Annotated in this window: 16 protein-coding genes; all 16 read left to right on the top strand. The window is 58.6% G+C overall.

Annotated features, from left to right (window positions below; translation table 11 throughout):
* The first annotated feature begins 160 nt into the window (after positions 1-160).
* The 16 genes from V1T76_RS18995 (at position 161) to V1T76_RS18920 (ending at position 17,703) form a co-directional block, all read left to right on the top strand.
* A complete protein-coding gene (locus tag V1T76_RS18995; protein WP_330562205.1) occupies positions 161-1,096 on the top strand; it encodes an ABC transporter permease subunit in 936 nt (311 codons plus the stop codon).
* 3 nt (positions 1,097-1,099) lie between these two features.
* Positions 1,100-2,434 carry a high-affinity branched-chain amino acid ABC transporter permease LivM gene (gene livM, locus V1T76_RS18990; protein ID WP_330562204.1) on the top strand — a complete coding sequence of 445 codons (1,335 nt, stop codon included), beginning with the start codon at positions 1,100-1,102 and terminating at the stop codon, positions 2,432-2,434.
* Complete coding sequence (locus V1T76_RS18985; RefSeq protein ID WP_330562203.1) at positions 2,431-3,276, top strand: ABC transporter ATP-binding protein; 846 nt, start codon at positions 2,431-2,433, stop codon at positions 3,274-3,276. Before livM ends, V1T76_RS18985 begins: the two co-directional genes overlap by 4 nt.
* On the top strand, positions 3,273-4,004 hold the full coding sequence (locus V1T76_RS18980; protein WP_330562202.1) for an ABC transporter ATP-binding protein: 732 nt from the start codon (positions 3,273-3,275) through the stop codon (positions 4,002-4,004). Before V1T76_RS18985 ends, V1T76_RS18980 begins: the two co-directional genes overlap by 4 nt.
* A gap of 9 nt (positions 4,005-4,013) precedes the next feature.
* Positions 4,014-4,382: a DUF6867 family protein gene (locus tag V1T76_RS18975; RefSeq protein WP_330562201.1), complete on the top strand. Its 369-nt coding sequence runs from the start codon at positions 4,014-4,016 to the stop codon at positions 4,380-4,382.
* A gap of 146 nt (positions 4,383-4,528) precedes the next feature.
* Positions 4,529-5,629, top strand: a complete 1,101-nt coding sequence (locus tag V1T76_RS18970; protein WP_330562346.1) for a branched-chain amino acid ABC transporter substrate-binding protein — start codon at positions 4,529-4,531, stop codon at positions 5,627-5,629.
* A 482-nt stretch (positions 5,630-6,111) separates the two neighbouring features.
* Positions 6,112-7,206, top strand: coding sequence for an ABC transporter ATP-binding protein (locus V1T76_RS18965; RefSeq protein WP_330562200.1), 1,095 nt, complete (start codon positions 6,112-6,114; stop codon positions 7,204-7,206).
* Between the two features lie 81 nt (positions 7,207-7,287).
* Positions 7,288-8,388, top strand: a complete 1,101-nt coding sequence (locus V1T76_RS18960; RefSeq protein WP_330562199.1) for an extracellular solute-binding protein — start codon at positions 7,288-7,290, stop codon at positions 8,386-8,388.
* 105 nt (positions 8,389-8,493) lie between these two features.
* Entirely contained in the window at positions 8,494-9,759 is a 1,266-nt protein-coding gene (locus tag V1T76_RS18955; protein ID WP_330562198.1) for an ABC transporter permease, read from the top strand.
* Positions 9,760-9,767: 8 nt separating this feature from the next.
* Positions 9,768-10,622 (top strand): ABC transporter permease, encoded by an 855-nt coding sequence (locus V1T76_RS18950; protein ID WP_330562197.1) that lies wholly within the window; start codon positions 9,768-9,770, stop codon positions 10,620-10,622.
* Positions 10,623-10,823: 201 nt separating this feature from the next.
* On the top strand, positions 10,824-12,053 hold the full coding sequence (locus V1T76_RS18945) for a M24 family metallopeptidase (protein ID WP_330562196.1): 1,230 nt from the start codon (positions 10,824-10,826) through the stop codon (positions 12,051-12,053).
* 653 nt (positions 12,054-12,706) lie between these two features.
* On the top strand, positions 12,707-13,228 hold the full coding sequence (locus V1T76_RS18940) for a ubiquinone biosynthesis methyltransferase UbiE (protein WP_330562195.1): 522 nt from the start codon (positions 12,707-12,709) through the stop codon (positions 13,226-13,228).
* On the top strand, positions 13,225-14,403 hold the full coding sequence (locus V1T76_RS18935) for a class I SAM-dependent methyltransferase (RefSeq protein WP_330562194.1): 1,179 nt from the start codon (positions 13,225-13,227) through the stop codon (positions 14,401-14,403). The genes V1T76_RS18940 and V1T76_RS18935 overlap by 4 nt, the downstream gene beginning before the upstream one ends.
* Positions 14,400-16,784 carry a SpoIIE family protein phosphatase gene (locus V1T76_RS18930; protein ID WP_330562193.1) on the top strand — a complete coding sequence of 795 codons (2,385 nt, stop codon included), beginning with the start codon at positions 14,400-14,402 and terminating at the stop codon, positions 16,782-16,784. Before V1T76_RS18935 ends, V1T76_RS18930 begins: the two co-directional genes overlap by 4 nt.
* A 3-nt stretch (positions 16,785-16,787) precedes the next feature.
* Complete coding sequence (locus tag V1T76_RS18925) at positions 16,788-17,333, top strand: slr1658 superfamily regulator (protein ID WP_330562192.1); 546 nt, start codon at positions 16,788-16,790, stop codon at positions 17,331-17,333.
* 31 nt (positions 17,334-17,364) lie between these two features.
* Complete coding sequence (locus V1T76_RS18920; protein ID WP_148582075.1) at positions 17,365-17,703, top strand: slr1659 superfamily regulator; 339 nt, start codon at positions 17,365-17,367, stop codon at positions 17,701-17,703.
* The last annotated feature ends 212 nt before the right edge of the window (positions 17,704-17,915 follow it).

Here is a 17,915-nt window from a genome sequence, read left to right as displayed (position 1 = left end):
TTTCCTCAAATTTCGAAAACAGGAAATCTTTTATTTTTATCTTTCCCCTGATGCGAGAGGAATTGTCTCACCACGCGTGAGTTGCTAATGAAGCTTTAATGAAGGCAAAAATGCCTCGTTCTAAGAAGCAGCTAAGGCTTCCGGGGGTAACAAAAAGAACATGGATTACTTTCTGCAACAGCTGATCAACGGTGTGACGCTCGGGTCGATCTACGGCCTTATCGCCATCGGCTACACGATGGTCTACGGCATCATCGGCATGATCAACTTCGCTCATGGTGACATTTTCATGGTCGGCGCCTTTATCGCGCTGATCTTCATCGTCGCTTTCGGTATCACGGCAGGTTTGCCGGTGGCCCTCCTCATACTGGCGCTGATCGGTGTGCTGGTCATCTCGATGGCGCTGACGGCAGCCTGGGGCTGGACGGTCGAGCGGATCGCCTACCGCCCGCTGCGCGGCTCTTTCCGTCTGGCACCGCTGATCACGGCAATCGGTGCGTCCATCACGCTCCAGAACTTCGTGCAGATTTCGCAAGGCGCGCGCAACAAGCCTCTGCAGCCTTTGATCTCCGGCGGCTTCACCCTGAGCGACGGCGGCCCGGACGGGTCCGGTTTCATCGTGCAGCTTTCCTACACGCAGATCCTGATCATTGTCGTAACCGTCGTTCTGATGGTCGGCTTCACCTTCCTGATCAACAAGACCTCTCTCGGGCGCGCGCAGCGTGCCTGCGAGCAGGACCGCAAGATGGCGTCCCTCGTCGGCGTCAACGTCGACCGCACGATCTCGCTGACTTTCGTCATGGGCGCGGGCCTGGCCTCCGTCGCTGGACTCATGTTCCTGCTCTACTATGGCGTGATCGATTTCTACATCGGCTTCCTGGCCGGGGTGAAAGCCTTCACCGCAGCGGTTCTGGGCGGCATCGGCTCGCTGCCGGGCGCCATGCTCGGCGGGCTGCTGATCGGTCTCATCGAGACGTTCTGGTCCGGCTATTTCTCGGTCGAGTACAAGGACGTTGCCGCCTTCTCGATCCTGGCGATCGTGCTGATCTTCATGCCCGAAGGTCTACTCGGCAAGCCGGAAGTGGAGAAGGTCTGATCCATGTCCGCAAAATCTGAGAACCTCTTCATGGTGTCGCTCAAGGATGCGGCGGCTGGGGGCGCGATAGCGCTTGCCCTGTTCGGCGTCCTGATCGGCATGAAGGCCGAGGTCGCAAGCGGCCTTGGCGGCCAGCTCGGCATCGAATACCGCTGGGCGGCTGTCGCCATTGCGGTTGCCATCGTCTTCGGCGGGCGCCTGCTTTTGAACCTGTTCGTCTGGAAGACAGACAAACCGGTCACCGCGACGGCCAAAGGCTTCCTGCCAAGTGCCAAGCCTCTGGCAAAGCTCGGCAAATACGCAATGCCGGTGTTTCTGGTCCTCGCCGTGGTGCTGCCCTTCCTGCTGATGTCGGCCTATGGCTCGCGCGGGTCCCGCCAGTATCTCGACCTTGCCATTCTGGTAACCACCTACGTGATGCTCGGCTGGGGGCTGAACATCGTGGTCGGGCTCGCGGGGTTGCTTGATCTGGGCTACGTCGCCTTTTATGCGGTTGGTGCCTATTCCTATGCGCTGCTGGCCCAGTATTTCGGCTTCTCCTTCTGGCTCTGCCTGCCGCTGGCCGGCATCCTCGCCGCTTTCTGGGGCATCATCCTGGGCTTCCCGGTTCTGCGTCTGAGGGGTGACTATCTTGCCATTGTGACGCTGGCCTTCGGGGAGATCATCCGGGTGGTTCTGCTGAACTGGTACGATTTCACCGGTGGTCCGGACGGTATCTCCGGCATTCCGCGGCCGAGCTTCTTCGGTATCGAGTTTGAACGCGGCCCGGGCGGTTTCGCCGACACCTTCGGTCTGGAATACAATTCCATTCACCGCATCATCTTCCTCTACTACCTGATCCTGATCATGGCTCTGGCTACAAACTTCGTGACCATGCGCCTGCGCAAGCTGCCGGTCGGGCGGGCTTGGGAAGCCCTGCGCGAGGATGAGATCGCCTGCCGTTCGCTCGGCATCAACACCACCCACACCAAACTGACCGCCTTCGCACTTGGTGCCATGTTCGGCGGTTTTGCGGGCTCGTTCTTCGCGACCCGGCAAGGCTTCATCTCGCCGGAAAGCTTCACCTTCATCGAATCCGCGGTCATTCTGGCCATCGTGGTTCTGGGGGGGCTTGGCAGCCAGATCGGCGTCGTCATTGCCGCGGTGGTGATGATCGGCGGTTTTGAATTCTTCCGCGGACTGGAGGAATACCGCATGCTGGTGTTCGGACTTCTGATGGTCGTCATCATGGTCTGGAAACCGCGCGGCCTCATCTCCACCCGCATGCCGTCCATTACCTTGAGCGGCAAGAAGGCCAAGGGCATCAGTGCCGACCTCGTGCAGGAGGGCCACGGATGAGCGCCTGGGAGACAAACCCCGTCCTGACGATCGAACACCTGACCATGCGCTTCGGCGGCCTGGTCGCCATCGACGATCTGTCCTTCAATGTCGGGCGCGGCGACATCACCGCCCTGATCGGCCCGAACGGCGCCGGCAAGACCACCGTCTTCAACTGTGTCACCGGCTTCTACAAGCCGACCGAGGGCCGGGTCGTGATGAACCGGACCAACGGCGAGCATTACCTGCTCGAACGCATGGCCGACTTCCAGATCTCGGCGAAAGCCAAGGTCGCCCGCACGTTCCAGAACATCCGCCTGTTCGGCGGCATGACCCTTCTGGAAAACCTGATGGTCGCGCAGCACAATCCGCTGATGCTGGCATCCGGCTATTCGCTGGCAGGCATTTTCGGACTGTCGACCTTCCGCAAGGCAGAGCGTCAGGCGGTTGAAAAGGCACGCTACTGGCTGGAAAAGACGGCGCTCATCGACCGGGCGGATGCTCCGGCCGCGGATCTGCCATACGGCGACCAGCGCCGTCTGGAGATCGCCCGCGCCATGTGTTCGGGTCCTGAACTCCTGTGCCTGGACGAACCGGCCGCCGGTTTGAACCCCAAGGAAAGTGGCGAGTTGAACACGCTCCTGCAGTACATCCGCAAGGAGCACGGAACCTCAATCCTGCTGATTGAACACGACATGAGCGTTGTGATGGAAATTTCGGATCACGTCGTGGTTCTGGATTATGGCGAGAAGATCTCCGACGGCACCGCAGCCGAGGTGAAGGACGATCCGAAGGTGATTGCCGCTTATCTGGGCGTCCCGGATGAAGAGGTGGATGCCGTGGAAGAGGAGGTTGGCATATGACAGCCTCCAATCATCTTCTCGAAGTCAGAAACGTCGAGACCCACTACGGCAAGATCATCGCGCTGCGCGGTGTCGACCTGACTGTCGACCGGGGCGAGATCGTCTCGCTGATCGGCGCCAACGGAGCCGGCAAGTCGACACTGATGATGACCATCTGCGGCACGCCGCAGGCGAGCTCCGGCAAGGTCATCTACGACGGTGAAGACATCACCCGCATGCCAACCCACCTGATCATGCGCAAGTCGATTGCCCAGTCTCCGGAAGGACGGCGGATCTTCCCGCGCATGAGCGTGATGGAAAACCTGATCATGGGTGCGGAAATGGCCGGCAACCACGATCTGGAAGCCGGGCTGCAGCGCGCCTTCGACCTGTTTCCGCGCCTGAAAGAGCGCAGGAACCAGCGTGGCGGCACGCTTTCGGGCGGCGAACAGCAGATGCTGGCCATCGCCCGGGCGTTGATGTCCAATCCGCGTCTTCTGCTTCTGGACGAGCCGTCTCTCGGTCTGGCGCCGCTGATCGTCAAACAGATCTTCGATGCAATCCGGGACCTCAACCAGAGCGATGGCCTCACCGTCTTCCTGGTGGAACAGAACGCCTATCACGCGCTGAAACTGGCGCACCGGGCCTATGTGATGGTGAACGGCAAGATCACCATGTCGGGAACCGGCAGGGAGCTGCTTGCCCGCGAGGATGTGCAGGCAGCCTACCTCGAAGGCGGAAGACACTAGGAGCGCGCTATGGGTATTCTTTATCAGACCGGTTTTGGCGTGTTTCTCGTCCTGCTGTGCGGCCTCGGTGGCGGTGCGGCCTGGATGACGGGACGGGCCTGTGCCAACACCTGGCGGCCGCTTTACGTGCTGTTCTGGTTCGTGTTTCTGCTGAGCCTGGCGATCAGGTTCCTGACCTTTGCCTTGTTCGATGGAACGCTTCTGTCGGTGCACTATCTGGTTGTAGATTACGTCATACTGCTTGCATTCGGGCTTGCAGGATGGCGCTATACACGGACCAACCAGATGACGACGCAATATGTGTGGCTTTATGAAAAGACGAGTCCCTTCAGTTGGCGGTTGAAGGCCGGCCAGACGGACAAATACGCCAAGGGCTGAGAATTCCGGAGGTGCATTTTCCGCACCAATGGGGAACCGGCAGGGAATGGACGAAAAACAACAAAAATCGTCTGTGGCCCGGCCAAAACGGAAGCACGGGCTTCCAATCCAAGTGGTCCAGATAACTGGAACCAGGGGAGTTGATGATGAAAAAGTATCTTTTGGCTAGCGTTGCTGCGATTGCCGGTGTGGCTATGTCCACTGCCGCTTTTGCAGACATCGTGATTGCAACTGCAGGTCCGATGACCGGCCAGTACGCTTCCTTCGGCGCACAGATGAAAGCCGGTGCCGAGCAGGCCGTGGCGGACATCAACGCAGCAGGCGGCGTCAACGGCGAGCAGTTGGTGCTGGAAGTGGGCGACGACGCCTGCGACCCGAAACAGGCTGTTGCCGTTGCCAACCAGATGGTCGGCAAGGGCGTGGTCTTCATGGCCGGCCACTTCTGCTCGGGCTCTTCCATCCCGGCATCCGCCGTTTACGCGGAAGAAGGCATCGTCCAGATTTCTCCGGCTTCCACCAACCCGAAGTTCACCGACGAGCGTCCGGGACCGGGTGTTTTCCGCGTCTGCGGCCGTGACGACCAGCAGGGTCAGGTTGCCGGCACTTATCTGGCAGAGGAATTCGGCGACAAGAACATCGCCATCGTTCACGACAAGACTGCCTATGGCAAAGGCCTCGCCGATGCGACCAAGGAAGTCATGAACGCGGCCGGCAAGACCGAAGCCCTCTACGAAGCCTATACGGCCGGTGAAAAGGACTACACCGCGCTGGTTTCCAAGCTGAAGTCGGAAAACATCGACGTTCTCTATGTCGGCGGTTATCACACCGAAGCCGGCCTTATGAAGCGTCAGATGGTCGACCAGGGCATGAGCACCATCCTCGTCTCCGGCGATGCACTCGTGACCGACGAATATTGGTCGATCACCGGCCCGGCCGGCGAAGGTACGCTGATGACCTTCTCTCCGGATCCGCGCAAGAACCCGGTAGCAGCTCCGGTCGTGAAGGCGCTTGAAGACGCCGGCAAGACCGCTGAAGGCTATGCGCTCTACACCTATGCCGCCATCCAGGCATGGGCAGAGGCTGCATCTGCTGCCGGTTCAACCGAGTATGACGACGTTGTCGGCGCGCTGAACGACGGCGACTTCAAGACCGTTCTTGGTGACCTGTCCTTCGACGACAAGGGTGACGTTACCCTGCCGGGCTACGTCTGGTACGAGTGGAAAGACGGCAAGTACGACTATAAATAAGCCATAGTCGCTGCACGTTTGGTGCTTTGCACAAGACCCCGTCCGGCCTTTGCCGGGCGGGGTTTTTTGTTGCGGGCAGACCGTCCGCGCTCTTTTTGCGGCCCTCCCGACGGATGACGCTGCGAGAGCATTTCGTGACGTTCTACGACAAATGGTACAAGTTAGCTTGGGTGAAACTCTTCTAGAGGCACAACAAAGAACATTGCTGTGTAGTAAAGATTGGCTAACCCGGCGAAAGATATTTCTTTCTCCGGGCGCTTCTTCTTGAGTAAAAGTACCCGCTTCATACCGCGCTGCAAAATATTAAGTCGACGCCTGATTAAAAAATATCCAATTTTTTTTCATAAGCCCTTCCCAAATGGCAGTAATTTTGTTTTTCTATGCACGTTCGCACACAACGATAGCTCTTTGGGTACGGAGGTTACCTGAGGGTTATTGGGTGTGCGTCTAATAATAATGATAGAAGCTGACTTGGGGACACAATGGCGAACACACGGGGCGCTGCTGTTAAGTATGACAGCGTTCAAAAGAGCTATGACGGGGAAACCCTGGTCGTAAAGAACCTCAATCTCGATATCCCGCCGGGCGAATTTCTGACCATGCTCGGTCCGTCCGGTTCCGGCAAAACCACCTGCCTCATGATGCTGGCCGGTTTCGAACCGGCAACGCACGGCGAAATCTATCTGAACGACCGCCCGATCAATAACGTGCCCCCGCACAAGCGCGGTATTGGCATGGTCTTCCAGAACTACGCCCTGTTTCCGCACATGACGGTGGCCGAGAACCTCGCGTTTCCGCTTCAGGTCCGCGGTGTCGGCAAGGCCGAGCAGCAGGACAAGGTCAAGCGGGCGCTTGAAATGGTCGAGCTTGGTGCCTTCGGCAACCGCCGCCCGGCCCAGTTGTCCGGTGGTCAGCAGCAGCGTGTCGCCGTGGCCCGCGCTCTGGTGTTCGATCCGGAACTGGTGTTGATGGACGAACCGCTTGGCGCTCTCGACAAGCAGCTTCGCGAGCAGATGCAATACGAGATCAAGCACATTCACGAGAACCTGGGTGTTACCGTGGTCTATGTGACCCACGATCAGACCGAGGCGCTGACCATGTCGGATCGTGTCGCGGTGTTCAACGACGGTATCATCCAGCAGCTGTCGACGCCGGACGACCTTTACGAGGATCCGCAAAATTCCTTCGTTGCGCAGTTCATCGGGGAAAACAACAAGCTGAACGGCAAGGTCGTTGAGATCAGCGGTTCGGAATGCCTTGTTGAAATCGATGACGGTACGAGGCTTAAGGCAGACAAGGTCAACGTGTCCGCCGTCGGCGACAAGACTACCCTGTCCCTTCGGCCCGAGCGGGTGGAATTCGACACCCATGACACGATGGACAACCTGGTCGATGGCCGGATCGAGGAACTCATCTATCTCGGTGACCATATCCGCGTTCGCATGAATGTGGGCGGCAACGACGAGTTCATCGTCAAGGTTCGCAACCGCGGAGAAAAGCGTAAGCTTGCCGTTGGCGAGACAGTCCAGGTGGGCTGGGCGCTGAACGACTGCAAGGCGCTTGATGCGGTTGTCTGAAATCGCCGGGCGGCCGGTCCACGGCCGCCAGCGACTAAAACGGAAAAATCCGTTAAATCCTAAAAGAGGGAGCTAACTCAAATGAAGCTCAAAACTGTAATTCTCGCAGGCACCGCTCTGGCATTTGCCGGCGGCACAGCCATGGCGAAGGACATGACCATCGTTTCCTGGGGCGGTGCCTATCAGGCCTCCCAGAAAGCGGCCTACGCTGATCCCTATGTTGCAGAACACCCGGACATCAACGTGATCTGGGACGAGTCTTCGAACGAGGCTGTCGCCAAGCTGCGCGCCATGAACGAAGCCGGCAACATCACGTGGGATCTGGTTGACGTGGTCGCCTCCGACGCCATCCGTCTGTGCGACGAAGGCCTGGCACTGGAAATCGATCCGGACACCGACCTGGCAGACGCGCCGGACGGCACCAAGGCTTCTGAAGACTTCGGCGACCTGCTGGTGTCCGAGTGCTTCATTCCGCAGATCGTCTACTCCACCACCTTCGGCTATCGTTCCGACGTAGCAGAATGGAACGGCAAGGAGCCCGACGATATCTGTGACGTGTTCGATCTGGAAACGTTCCCGGGCAAGCGCTCGCTGGAAAAGCGCCCGATCAACAACATGGAATGGGCTCTTCTGTGCGACGGCGTGCCGAAGGAAGAAGTCTACAACGTTCTTGAGACCGAAGAAGGTCAGGAACGGGCTTTCAAGAAGCTCGACACCATCAAGGACAATGTCGTGTGGTGGTCCGCTGGTGCGGAAACCCCGCAGCTTCTGGCTGACAAGGAAGTCGTGATCGGCTCCACCTACAACGGCCGTCTGTTCTCTCTCATCGAAGAGCAGGATCAGCCGGTGAAGATGCTGTGGGACGCTCAGGTGTTCGACCTTGACGGCTGGATCATCCCGGCCGGTCTGCCGGAAGACCGTCTCGCCATGGTGAAGGACTTCGTCAAATACGCCACAGACACCCAGCGTCTGGCGGATCAGGCGAAATACATCTCCTACGGCCCGGCTCGCAAGTCTTCGGCTCCGCTGGTTGGCAAGCACGCTGACCTCGGCATCGAAATGGCTCCGCATATGCCGACCGACCCGAACAACGCCAAGAACACCTTCCTCTATAACTACGAGTGGTGGGCGGATTACCGGGACGACATCGACGCCAAATTCCAGGCGTGGCTGGCCCAGTAATCACCTGATGCTGTCCGCGTTCGGATGAACGCGGACAGGAGAAAACCGGTCCGGGTGGGGCTTGCTCCACCCGGATCTCCCAACGGATTTGCGGAAGACTGTTTCATGAGCGATACCCACGCGGGCGAGGTTCTGACGACGCAAGACGGCAAGCCGCTAAAGGTGGCCCTTGCCAAGGCGCTGCGCCGCGAGAAGCTGCGCGCCCTGGCGCTGATTGCGCCCCTGCTGATTTTTGTCCTGCTCACCTTCGTAGCCCCGATCGTGGACATGCTGTTCCGCTCGGTCGAAAACGGGATCGTGGAAGATACGCTTCCCAAGACCGTCGTGGCCCTTCAGGAGTGGGACCCGACTTCCGGCACCGTGCCTGATGAAGCCGTCTTCGTGGCGCTTTACGACGACATGGCCGTCGCGGTGGAGGAAAAGACCCATACCCGCCTCGGCTCACGCCTCAATTACGAGGAATCCGGTATCTCCAGCCTGTTCCGCAAGACGGGCCGCGGCATCAAGCGCATGGACGAAGCCGGACCCTTCAAGGAACAATTCATCGACCTGGACAAGGACTGGGGCGCTGTCGAGACATGGCAGGTGCTCAAACGGTTCTCGCCGCGCTATACGCCCGGCTACTTCCTGAATGCCTTCGATGCACAGCAGACCGCGAACGGCATCGAACTGAAGCCGGAGGACGAACGGATCTACATGTATCTGTTCGGCCGCACGCTGTTCCTGTCCGTCGCCATTACCGTTTCCTGCCTGCTTCTCGGCTATCCGATCGCGTTCCTGCTGTCGGCTCTGCCGCTGCGCTCGTCCAACCTCTTGATGATCCTGGTTCTGCTGCCGTTCTGGACATCGCTGCTGGTGCGCACGTCTGCCTGGAAGGTGCTGTTGCAGCAACAGGGGGTGATCAACGATTTCCTTGTCTGGACAGGGATCATCACCGACGCCGGGCGGCTGGTGATGATCAACAACCAGACCGGCACGATCATCGCCATGACGCACATCCTGCTGCCGTTCATGATCCTGCCGCTCTACTCGGTCATGAAAACCATTTCGCCGTCCTATGTGCGCGCGGCCAAGAGCCTTGGCGCCAATGACTGGACCGCGTTCTGGCGGGTGTATTTCCCGCAGACTATCCCTGGTATCGGTGCGGGTGCCGTTCTCGTCTTCATTCTGTCGATCGGCTACTACATCACGCCGGAACTGGTGGGCGGAACATCGGGCATCTTCATTTCCAACCGGATTGCCTATCACATCTCGTCGTCGCTCAACTGGGGTCTGGGTGCTGCTCTCGGCACGTTGCTGCTCGTGGCGGTCATGGTGCTCTTTGTTGTCTACGACAAGATCGTCGGCATCGATAACGTGAAACTCGGATAGGTGGCGGCATGAGTGCACTTCCTCCCTACGCGTCTCCTCTCCAGATCACCTGGTACTATATGTTCCGGGTGATCTGCGGGCTGATCTTCTTCTTCCTGATCTTCCCGATCCTGGTGATCCTCCCGCTCAGCTTCAACGCGGAGAACTTCTTCACCTTCACCAAGGAAATGCTGGCCCTTGATCCGGCAGGCTATTCCTTCAAGCACTACCAGGATTTCTTCACCAATCCGGACTGGCAGCAGGCGCTGACCAACTCGGTGATGATCGCACCTGTCGCCACCATTCTGGCAACTGGCTTCGGCACCCTGGCGGCCATCGGCCTGTCACAGTCCCATGTGCCCTACAAGTCCGCGATAATGGCGGTGCTGATTTCGCCGATGATCGTGCCGCTGATCATCTCGGCGGCGGGCATGTATTTCTTCTATTCGCGCATCGGCCTGCAGGGTACCTACTGGGGCGTGGTTCTGGCCCATGCCGCACTCGGCACGCCTTTCGTCATCATCACGGTGACGGCGACGCTGGTCGGCTTCGACCGAAGCCTCGTCCGGGCCTCGGCCAGCCTTGGCGCCAACCCGGTCACCACCTTCTTCAAGGTGCAGATGCCGCTGATCATTCCGGGTGTCGTTTCCGGTGCGCTGTTTGCCTTCATCACCTCCTTCGATGAAGTGGTGGTGGTGCTGTTCCTCGGCTCTGCCGGTCAGAAGACCCTGCCGTGGCAGATGTTCACTGGCCTGCGCGAACAGATCTCGCCGACCATTCTGGCGGTGGCATCCCTGATGGTGGCCATCTCCATCTGTCTGCTGACCGTGCTGGAGCTGTTGCGCCGCAGGTCCGAACGCCTGAGAGGTCTGTCGCCGGGCTGATCCCGGACGGGCGCGAAGAGCGCCCCGCTGCTTTCACCTTGAGCCGGTGGCGGAACGCCAGTCACCGGGTGGAGACAGGATCTCCCGGTAGCAAGACATTGTGAATTTGGGCCTGGCGGGCCGGCTTCTTCGCGGAAGCCGGCCCGTTTTGCGTTTCAGGCGCCGGAAACCGAAAGCTGAACCAAACGGAAGGAGCCTTCAATGAGTAATGACATGATCCGCATCTACGAAATGAACAATGGAGAGAAGGCGTTTTCGCCCTTTTCAGCCGCAGAAATGGACAGCCGCCAGGCCAAGCTCCGCAAGCTGATGGAAGACCGGCAGATCGATGCCGCGCTGTTCACCTCCTATCACAACATCTGTTACTACTCGGGCTTCCTCTATTGTTACTTCGGTCGCAAGTACGGCTTCCTGGTCACGCAGGACAAGGCAACCACGATTGCAGCCGGTATCGATGGCGGCCAGCCTTGGCGCAGGACCCATGGCGATACGGTGATCTACACCGACTGGCGCCGGGACAATTATTTTCATGCCATCCAGTCACTGCTTGGCATGCCCAATCCTTCAGTCAAGCGCATCGGCATCGAGTTCGATCACGTCTCCCTCGACATGCTGAAGCTTCTGGAAGCCGCACTGCCGGGTGTGGAGCTGGTCGATATTGCAGCCGATGCCATGGCGCAGCGCACGATCAAAAGCGACGAGGAGCACGTGCTGATCCGCGAAGGTGCACGCATCTGCGATGTCGGCGGAGCGGCTCTGGTGGACGCGGTTCAGGCCGGTGTCCCCGAGCACGAAATCGCCATGGCCTCGACCAATGCCATGATCCGCGAAATCGCGAAGTCCTTCCCGTTCGTCGAGCTGATGGACACCTGGACCTGGTTCCAGTCGGGCATCAACACGGATGGGGCTCACAACCCGGTCACCAACAAGAGGGTCGAAGCGGGAGATATCCTCAGCCTCAACTGCTTCCCGATGATCTTCGGCTATTACACCGCACTGGAGCGGACCCTGTTCTGCGAATATGCCTCCGACGAGCATCTGCGCCTGTGGGAGATCAACTGCCATGTTCACCGCGAGGGACTGAAGCTGATCAGGCCGGGCGCGCGCTGCTGCGATATCGCAATTGAGCTGAACGACATCTACCGCAGCCACGATCTCCTGAAGTACCGCAGCTTCGGCTACGGCCATTCCTTCGGCGTGCTAAGCCATTACTACGGCCGGGAAGCCTCGGTGGAACTGCGCGAGGATGTCGAGACGGTGCTTCAACCGGGCATGGTCGTCTCCATGGAACCGATGATCATGATCCCCGAAGGCGAAGCGGGCGCGGGCGGTTACCGGGAGCATGACATCCTGATCGTGACGCAAGACGGTGCTGAAAACATCACCGGTTTCCCGTTCGGGCCGGAGCACAACATCCTGCCGAAACGATAAGGCGGCAAAGATCTGCTTTGGAGAAGGAGCCGGCGGCTAGATGCGTGCACCTTGCCGCCGGTTGGCGTATTCGGCGCGGCCATGCCCACCGCGCGAATCACTGCAAGGTTCGGCGGACGCCACGGAAAACGTGGCTCAATCGGCACGCCAAGCTGGCCTTAGGGCGGAGCGCATCAGCAAAATACGCCTCCTGACAAAGTACGGGTTTCAGGCGGTTCCCGCGGCCGGGCATGGCATGTGTTGTGAGGGGAATGTGTCGTGAGCGGTGCCGGCAGGCAGATAAACGCCAGCGGAGGCCGACTTGATCTGAAGGGGATTTTCTCAAGGTCTCTGCGACGTTGCGAGGTCAGCAGAAAAAGCATGCGGCCATGATGCACTGCGGCAATTACTGGCGTTTGTCTTGATCAAGGAAGAATGCCGTTAAGGACGGGCGGTGGAAACCCAAAGTTTAGAGTTGGGATGCTACGCTGATGAAGTACAAACCATGGGAACAATCTCGGTTGATATATTCTTGGCAATGAGCGACACCCTATTGTTAAAGACATGAATTATCGATGACACGAGTTCAATCGGCCAAAATTTCCAGCTTTCTCGTATAAAACAGAAGTGCACCCCTTTGAGGTGCAATCGACCACGCCAGCGGGGGAATAAAAATGCAGGCACCTTCTGAAGGCATATCCTTGAATTCCGGTTTGCCGCAGATGATTCACCTGGATTTGGACATCAAGGATTTTTGCACCGACTGGACCCATTGCGATCTCATGTCGGGGTACATCGCCCGGATGGTCAGTCATAACCGGCTGGATTCGCTCCTGTTCTCCAATCTCTATTCGTCGGCTCTGAACGAACTGCTGGAAGCGGTCTACCGCACGCACGGTTCGAGCGGCAAATTGCAATGCGCGGTTCTGCGCGACGGCAACGTCGACCGGATCGAACTGACCTTTCCCGCCGATGAGGAGACCTACAAGGTCTATGAGGCGGCCATTGCCAAAGTAAACGGCGACAACGCCGAAACGCTGTATCTGGAGGCGCTGTTTGCCGACGCCGAACCGGATGCAAGCCTTGGACTTTTGGAACTCGGCGTTGATTACGGCGCCCGGCTTGCCATCGGACGGAATGAAGACGGCCGCATGAGCCTGGTCGCGGAGCTCGTGCTTGAGGACGATGCAGAATGATCGCTGATAATATGACACAGGCCTTTCAGTGGACCTTTAACGAGAACGATCAGGAGTTCTCCCTTCATGGCAGCCTGCGCCCGCAGCGGGCCGACGAGCTGAACGGCTGCTTTTCCGCGATGGAACAGTCCGTCGCCAAGGTGAGCGGCAAGTTCTACGTCAATGTCAGACGCCTTGTGCGCATGAATAACGTCGCCTTCCATGCCTTTGCCGGCAAAATACTGGACCTTGTGCGTAGCCGCAGCGACCTGAGCGTTCACGTCACGACGTCGAGCGTGGTCGGCTGGGCAACGCGCAAGTTCGCCGTGCTCGAGACGATGTCCGACAAGATCACCGTCAGTGAGTACGACAACGAATTCTATCCCGGCCAGTCGTTCGTCGAAGACAGCGAGTTTATTCATGTCCTGCGGACCCAGACAAAGCTCACCTGGCGGCACGAAAAGGAACTTCTGCGCAAGCACGGCCTGAAACCGGGCATGCAGGTGGCAGACATTTGCTGCGGCATCGGCGATTTCGCCGTGCTTCTGCAAAAGGAATTCGAGCCGGACAGGCTGGTCGCGCTGGACCATTCCAGATCCAGCCTCGATTACGCGCGCCGTGTCGCCGCCGACTTCGGTATCCGGGGCATTGATTATGTCTTCGGCGACGCTGCGGACATGCTGCTGGAAGACAATCAGTTCGATTTCGTGACCTGCCGCCATTCCCTGCAGGTGTTCGACCAGCCGGAGCTGATCCTGAAAGAGCTTTACCGCATCTGCAAGCCGGGTGGCCGCGTCTATGTCACCAACGAAAAGAACTCGCACTGCCTCGGCGAACCGAGATCGGAAAGCATTCAGTGGACCTATAACGAGGTCGCCAAACTCTGGCATCATTTCGACATGGACATCGAAATCGGTCCGAAGAGCCGGCGCCTCCTGATCGACGGTGGCTTTGAAAACGTGACCATCGGATCCTTCATGGTCAACAACACGGATGGCGATCCGCAGGATTTCGCGGATGTCATCGCCTCTTGGAAAAATCTCTTCGCCGGCAAAATGGCGCAGGAACGCGGCGACAGCGCCGAGTTCATCGAGCGGTTCGCCAAGGGCTTCGACGATCATATTTTCGCAGCGCTCCACCCCAAGGGCTACGCAGGCTGGCCGATCTGGGTTGCGTCGGGACGTAAGCCGCTATGAACGCACCGGTAACCAGTCCCCAGAGCGAAAAGCAGATCGGCCGTTTTTCCCTGCGAAGCTTTCGGGCCAAGTTCATGCTCGTGGTCGGCGTCGCTGTTCTGTTCGATCTGGCACTTGCCGGCGGCATCGGCATCTGGAACGTGCAGAAACTGTCCAGGGATGCGACGGAGCAGGTCGGTGAAGGCCTGACCACAGCGACCGAAGACTATCTGCAGACCTATATCGACACGACGGCCTTCCGCGCCGACCTTATGATCGAACGCGTCCATTCCGAACTTGCGACGCTTGCCTCATCCATGCAGACGCTGATCGACAACCCGCAAGTCCAGGAAGCGGTTGGCAACACGATCGAAGGCAGTCCCGCGTTTTCGTCCGAGCTGGTCTATGACGAAAAGGGCGGCTGGTCGCAGAACACGGAGGGCGTTCCCTCCGCCGTCAGCGTTTGGGGCTATTTGCTTGATGAAAACAAGAACCCGGTTCCAAAGGCCGCCGAAGAGCTGAAGCACAGCTCCTTCCTCAGCCTCGTCGGTCCGTCGATGATGTCGACGGGCGCGCCCAAGCTGCAGATCTATTACGTCGGTCCAAAGGACGCGTCGATCATGCGTGCGACGCCCTATTCGGAACAGGCGCAGACATTCGACCTCTTGTACCCCGGCCATAACGAGGGCGCGAACTTCTGGGATTTCTTCTTTCCCGGCGTTTACGAAGGCTGGCAGGCGTGGATCAAGGATCCGTCCTCCAAGCCGGTTGACTCCAATATCGTCACCACCGCTCCCTACATCGATGCGATCACGGGCAAGCTGATCGTCAGCTTCTTCCATCCCCTGTGGACGCAGGACCGCCAAGACGTTGCGGGCATGGTGGCGGTCGACATCACGCTCGAGCAGCTTACCTCACTTGTCGAGAGCCTCGAGATTTCGGAAAGCGGTTTCGGTTTCCTGACGATGTCCGACGGCAATGTCGTGGCAACGCCGAAGGCCGGCGAGCAGACCCTGGGGCTGGTCTCCAGCGATGTCAGTGGCCAGGGGGTCACGGGCGTGAACCGGAACCTCAAGGAAAGCAGCCAGCCGGCCATCGCGTCTCTTGAACTGAGCGCCAAGGACGAGACCGTTATCAAGCATATCTTTCTTGAGAACGGCGGCGAGGAGGTTCCCTACCTTCTGGTTCTCAAGCAGCTCAATCCGACGAACCTTTGGGATGGCGCTGGCATCACCTCGGAAACGATGACGCTCGGCTTCGTCGTGTCCGAACGCGAGATCTACCAGTCGCTGATCGATGCCACCAACAACATCTCCGAAGCGACGGCCCGGATTCTGAACTATCAGCTCATTGCTTTCTGCGTCAGCATTCTCGTGGTGTTTCTCGCTGTCTATGCCATTTCCGGCCGCATCACCAAGGGCCTGTCGCAACTGGCCGAGGCGGCGCGCGCGCTTCAGAACAAGGACTATTCTGTTCGCGTTGCCATACCGACCCGCGACGAGGTCGCTGCGGTGGGCCTGGCCTTCAACCGCATGGCTGACGAGATCAGTTATCACACCGAGAACCTTGAAAATCTCGTTGAGGAGCGAACCAGGAAGCTGGAAACCGCGAACCGCGAGATCGGCGAGCTGAACAAGCGGCTGAAATCGGAAAACCTGCGCCTTGGGGCGGAGCTGGATGTCGCCAAGCGCATCCAGGAAATGGTCCTGCCGCGCCTGAGCGAACTGGAAGTCATCCCGCAGATCGAAATTGCCGCCTTCATGGAGCCGGCAGACGAGGTCGGCGGCGATTACTACGACGTTCTGTTCGACGGCAGCCGCATCAAGGTCGGTATCGGCGACGTGACCGGCCACGGGCTGGAAAGCGGCGTCCTGATGCTGATGGTTCAGTCGGTCGCCCGGGCGCTTCAGGAAAAAGGCGACAAGGACCCGATCGCCTTCCTGGATGTGCTGAACCGTGCCGTCTACAAGAACATCACCCGCACCAGATCCGACAAGCACCTGACGCTCGCCTTCGTCGACTATGAAGACGGCCAGGTCACCCTGTCCGGCCAGCACGAGGAAGTGCTGATCATCCGTGCCAATGGCGAAACCGAGCGCATCGACACGATGGATCTCGGTTTCCCGGTCGGGCTCGAGGCCGATATTTCACCCTTCGTGGCGACACTCGACCTCGCGTTCGGACCTGAGGACATTCTCATCCTGCACACGGACGGGATTACGGAGGCGGAAAACGCCAAGGGCGAGATGTATGGCCTCGACCGGCTTGCCCAGAGCGCCCATGAAAACCGCGAGAAAACCGCAAAGGGTATTGCGGCGGCGGTCATTCACGATGTGAAGTCGCATATCGGCGACTACAAGGTATTTGATGACATCACTCTTGTTGTGTTGAAGCATAGGTAAGGCATGGTCGAGGATTTTGGAGAAACGACTGCTGTGAATGGCGGAGACGCGAGACAGTTTTGTCTCACGTTGAAGGCAGAACCGCTGGAGCTGAGCTGGCATCATTGCGGCCTTACGTCGGATTTTATCGGGGAATATTTCAGCAGGGCCTGTGGCAAGGGCATCGATCAGGTCGATGCGCGCCACAGCATCAGTTACATGATCAACGAGATCCTGGAAAACGCGATCAAGTTCCGTCACGGCGGGGATGTCGCGATTCACAGCTCGCTGGAAGACCAGACGTTTGAAATCCGGATCGTGAACCGGATCGACCAGGAAACGGCCAGCAAGTTTCAGGTTCACCTGAAAGGCCTGCTCGAACGCGAGCCGGGAGAGCTGCTCCTGGAACGTATCGAGGAGAACGCCCTCAACCCGGATTCCTCCGGCTCAGGACTGGGTTTGCTCACACTTATGAGCGACTACGAAGCCAAATTGGGCTGGTCTTTCGCGTCTGAGCGTGTAAGTGAAGGCGTTGAGTTGACGACATATGCTTCTTTGCGACTTTCCTGATCGCTGACATATTCCAAAGGAAGATACCAAAATGGAAATCAGCACGAACGATTACCGCGTTTGGACTGAAGGCTCCGACATCCACTACGAAGGAACGATGCGGCTTTCAGGAACGGATGCCTATGCCCCTATTCTGGAGATCATGAATTCGGTTCTGGCAGCCAAGCCGGAACTCATCACGATGGATCTGACCAGCCTGGAATTCCTGAACAGCTCCGGCATCAACCTTCTCGCCAAATTCACGATCGAAATCAGAAAGCAGCCGGAAGTCGGCGTTCGCGTTCTTGGTTCCAAGTCCATTCCCTGGCAGTCGAAATCGCTCCGCAACCTGCAGCGTCTCCACCCGGCGCTTGAACTGACGATTTCCTGATCCCGCAGCCTGCTGCAAGCACAACGGTCATTCACGCTAACGTCCGGCCTCGGTTTCAAGAGAGCCGGATGCCGTGTGCCTGTCGTTGGTGCCTCCGGCGCGCTCCAGCAGGGGAGTGCTCACAGCTTCTGCCGCCTCTGATGCCCTGGCCTCCAAATCGACTTGACGTTCAGAGGTCCTGACACCTGCGTGTCACCGCTCTGGCATCCAAG

Origin of the sequence: Roseibium sp. FZY0029, assembly GCF_036350355.1 — a bacterium.
Classification (GTDB): Bacteria; Pseudomonadota; Alphaproteobacteria; order Rhizobiales; family Stappiaceae; genus Roseibium.
The sequence above is the reverse complement of the archived record's forward strand: the minus strand, read 5'-3'. Positions and strand labels throughout refer to the sequence as shown.

What these genes read in the sequence shown, in the direction of transcription:
- V1T76_RS18965 (WP_330562200.1), top strand. Translation starts at nt 6,112, where the DNA reads ATGGCGAACACACGGGGCGCTGCTGTTAAGTATGACAGCGTTCAAAAG.
- V1T76_RS18950 (WP_330562197.1), top strand. Translation starts at nt 9,768, where the DNA reads ATGAGTGCACTTCCTCCCTACGCGTCTCCTCTCCAGATCACCTGGTAC.
- V1T76_RS18935 (WP_330562194.1), top strand. Translation starts at nt 13,225, where the DNA reads ATGATCGCTGATAATATGACACAGGCCTTTCAGTGGACCTTTAACGAG.
- V1T76_RS18980 (WP_330562202.1), top strand. Translation starts at nt 3,273, where the DNA reads ATGACAGCCTCCAATCATCTTCTCGAAGTCAGAAACGTCGAGACCCAC.
- V1T76_RS18985 (WP_330562203.1), top strand. Translation starts at nt 2,431, where the DNA reads ATGAGCGCCTGGGAGACAAACCCCGTCCTGACGATCGAACACCTGACC.
- V1T76_RS18975 (WP_330562201.1), top strand. Translation starts at nt 4,014, where the DNA reads ATGGGTATTCTTTATCAGACCGGTTTTGGCGTGTTTCTCGTCCTGCTG.
- livM (WP_330562204.1), top strand. Translation starts at nt 1,100, where the DNA reads ATGTCCGCAAAATCTGAGAACCTCTTCATGGTGTCGCTCAAGGATGCG.
- V1T76_RS18955 (WP_330562198.1), top strand. Translation starts at nt 8,494, where the DNA reads ATGAGCGATACCCACGCGGGCGAGGTTCTGACGACGCAAGACGGCAAG.
- V1T76_RS18945 (WP_330562196.1), top strand. Translation starts at nt 10,824, where the DNA reads ATGAGTAATGACATGATCCGCATCTACGAAATGAACAATGGAGAGAAG.
- V1T76_RS18930 (WP_330562193.1), top strand. Translation starts at nt 14,400, where the DNA reads ATGAACGCACCGGTAACCAGTCCCCAGAGCGAAAAGCAGATCGGCCGT.
- V1T76_RS18960 (WP_330562199.1), top strand. Translation starts at nt 7,288, where the DNA reads ATGAAGCTCAAAACTGTAATTCTCGCAGGCACCGCTCTGGCATTTGCC.
- V1T76_RS18920 (WP_148582075.1), top strand. Translation starts at nt 17,365, where the DNA reads ATGGAAATCAGCACGAACGATTACCGCGTTTGGACTGAAGGCTCCGAC.
- V1T76_RS18995 (WP_330562205.1), top strand. Translation starts at nt 161, where the DNA reads ATGGATTACTTTCTGCAACAGCTGATCAACGGTGTGACGCTCGGGTCG.
- V1T76_RS18925 (WP_330562192.1), top strand. Translation starts at nt 16,788, where the DNA reads ATGGTCGAGGATTTTGGAGAAACGACTGCTGTGAATGGCGGAGACGCG.
- V1T76_RS18940 (WP_330562195.1), top strand. Translation starts at nt 12,707, where the DNA reads ATGCAGGCACCTTCTGAAGGCATATCCTTGAATTCCGGTTTGCCGCAG.
- V1T76_RS18970 (WP_330562346.1), top strand. Translation starts at nt 4,529, where the DNA reads ATGAAAAAGTATCTTTTGGCTAGCGTTGCTGCGATTGCCGGTGTGGCT.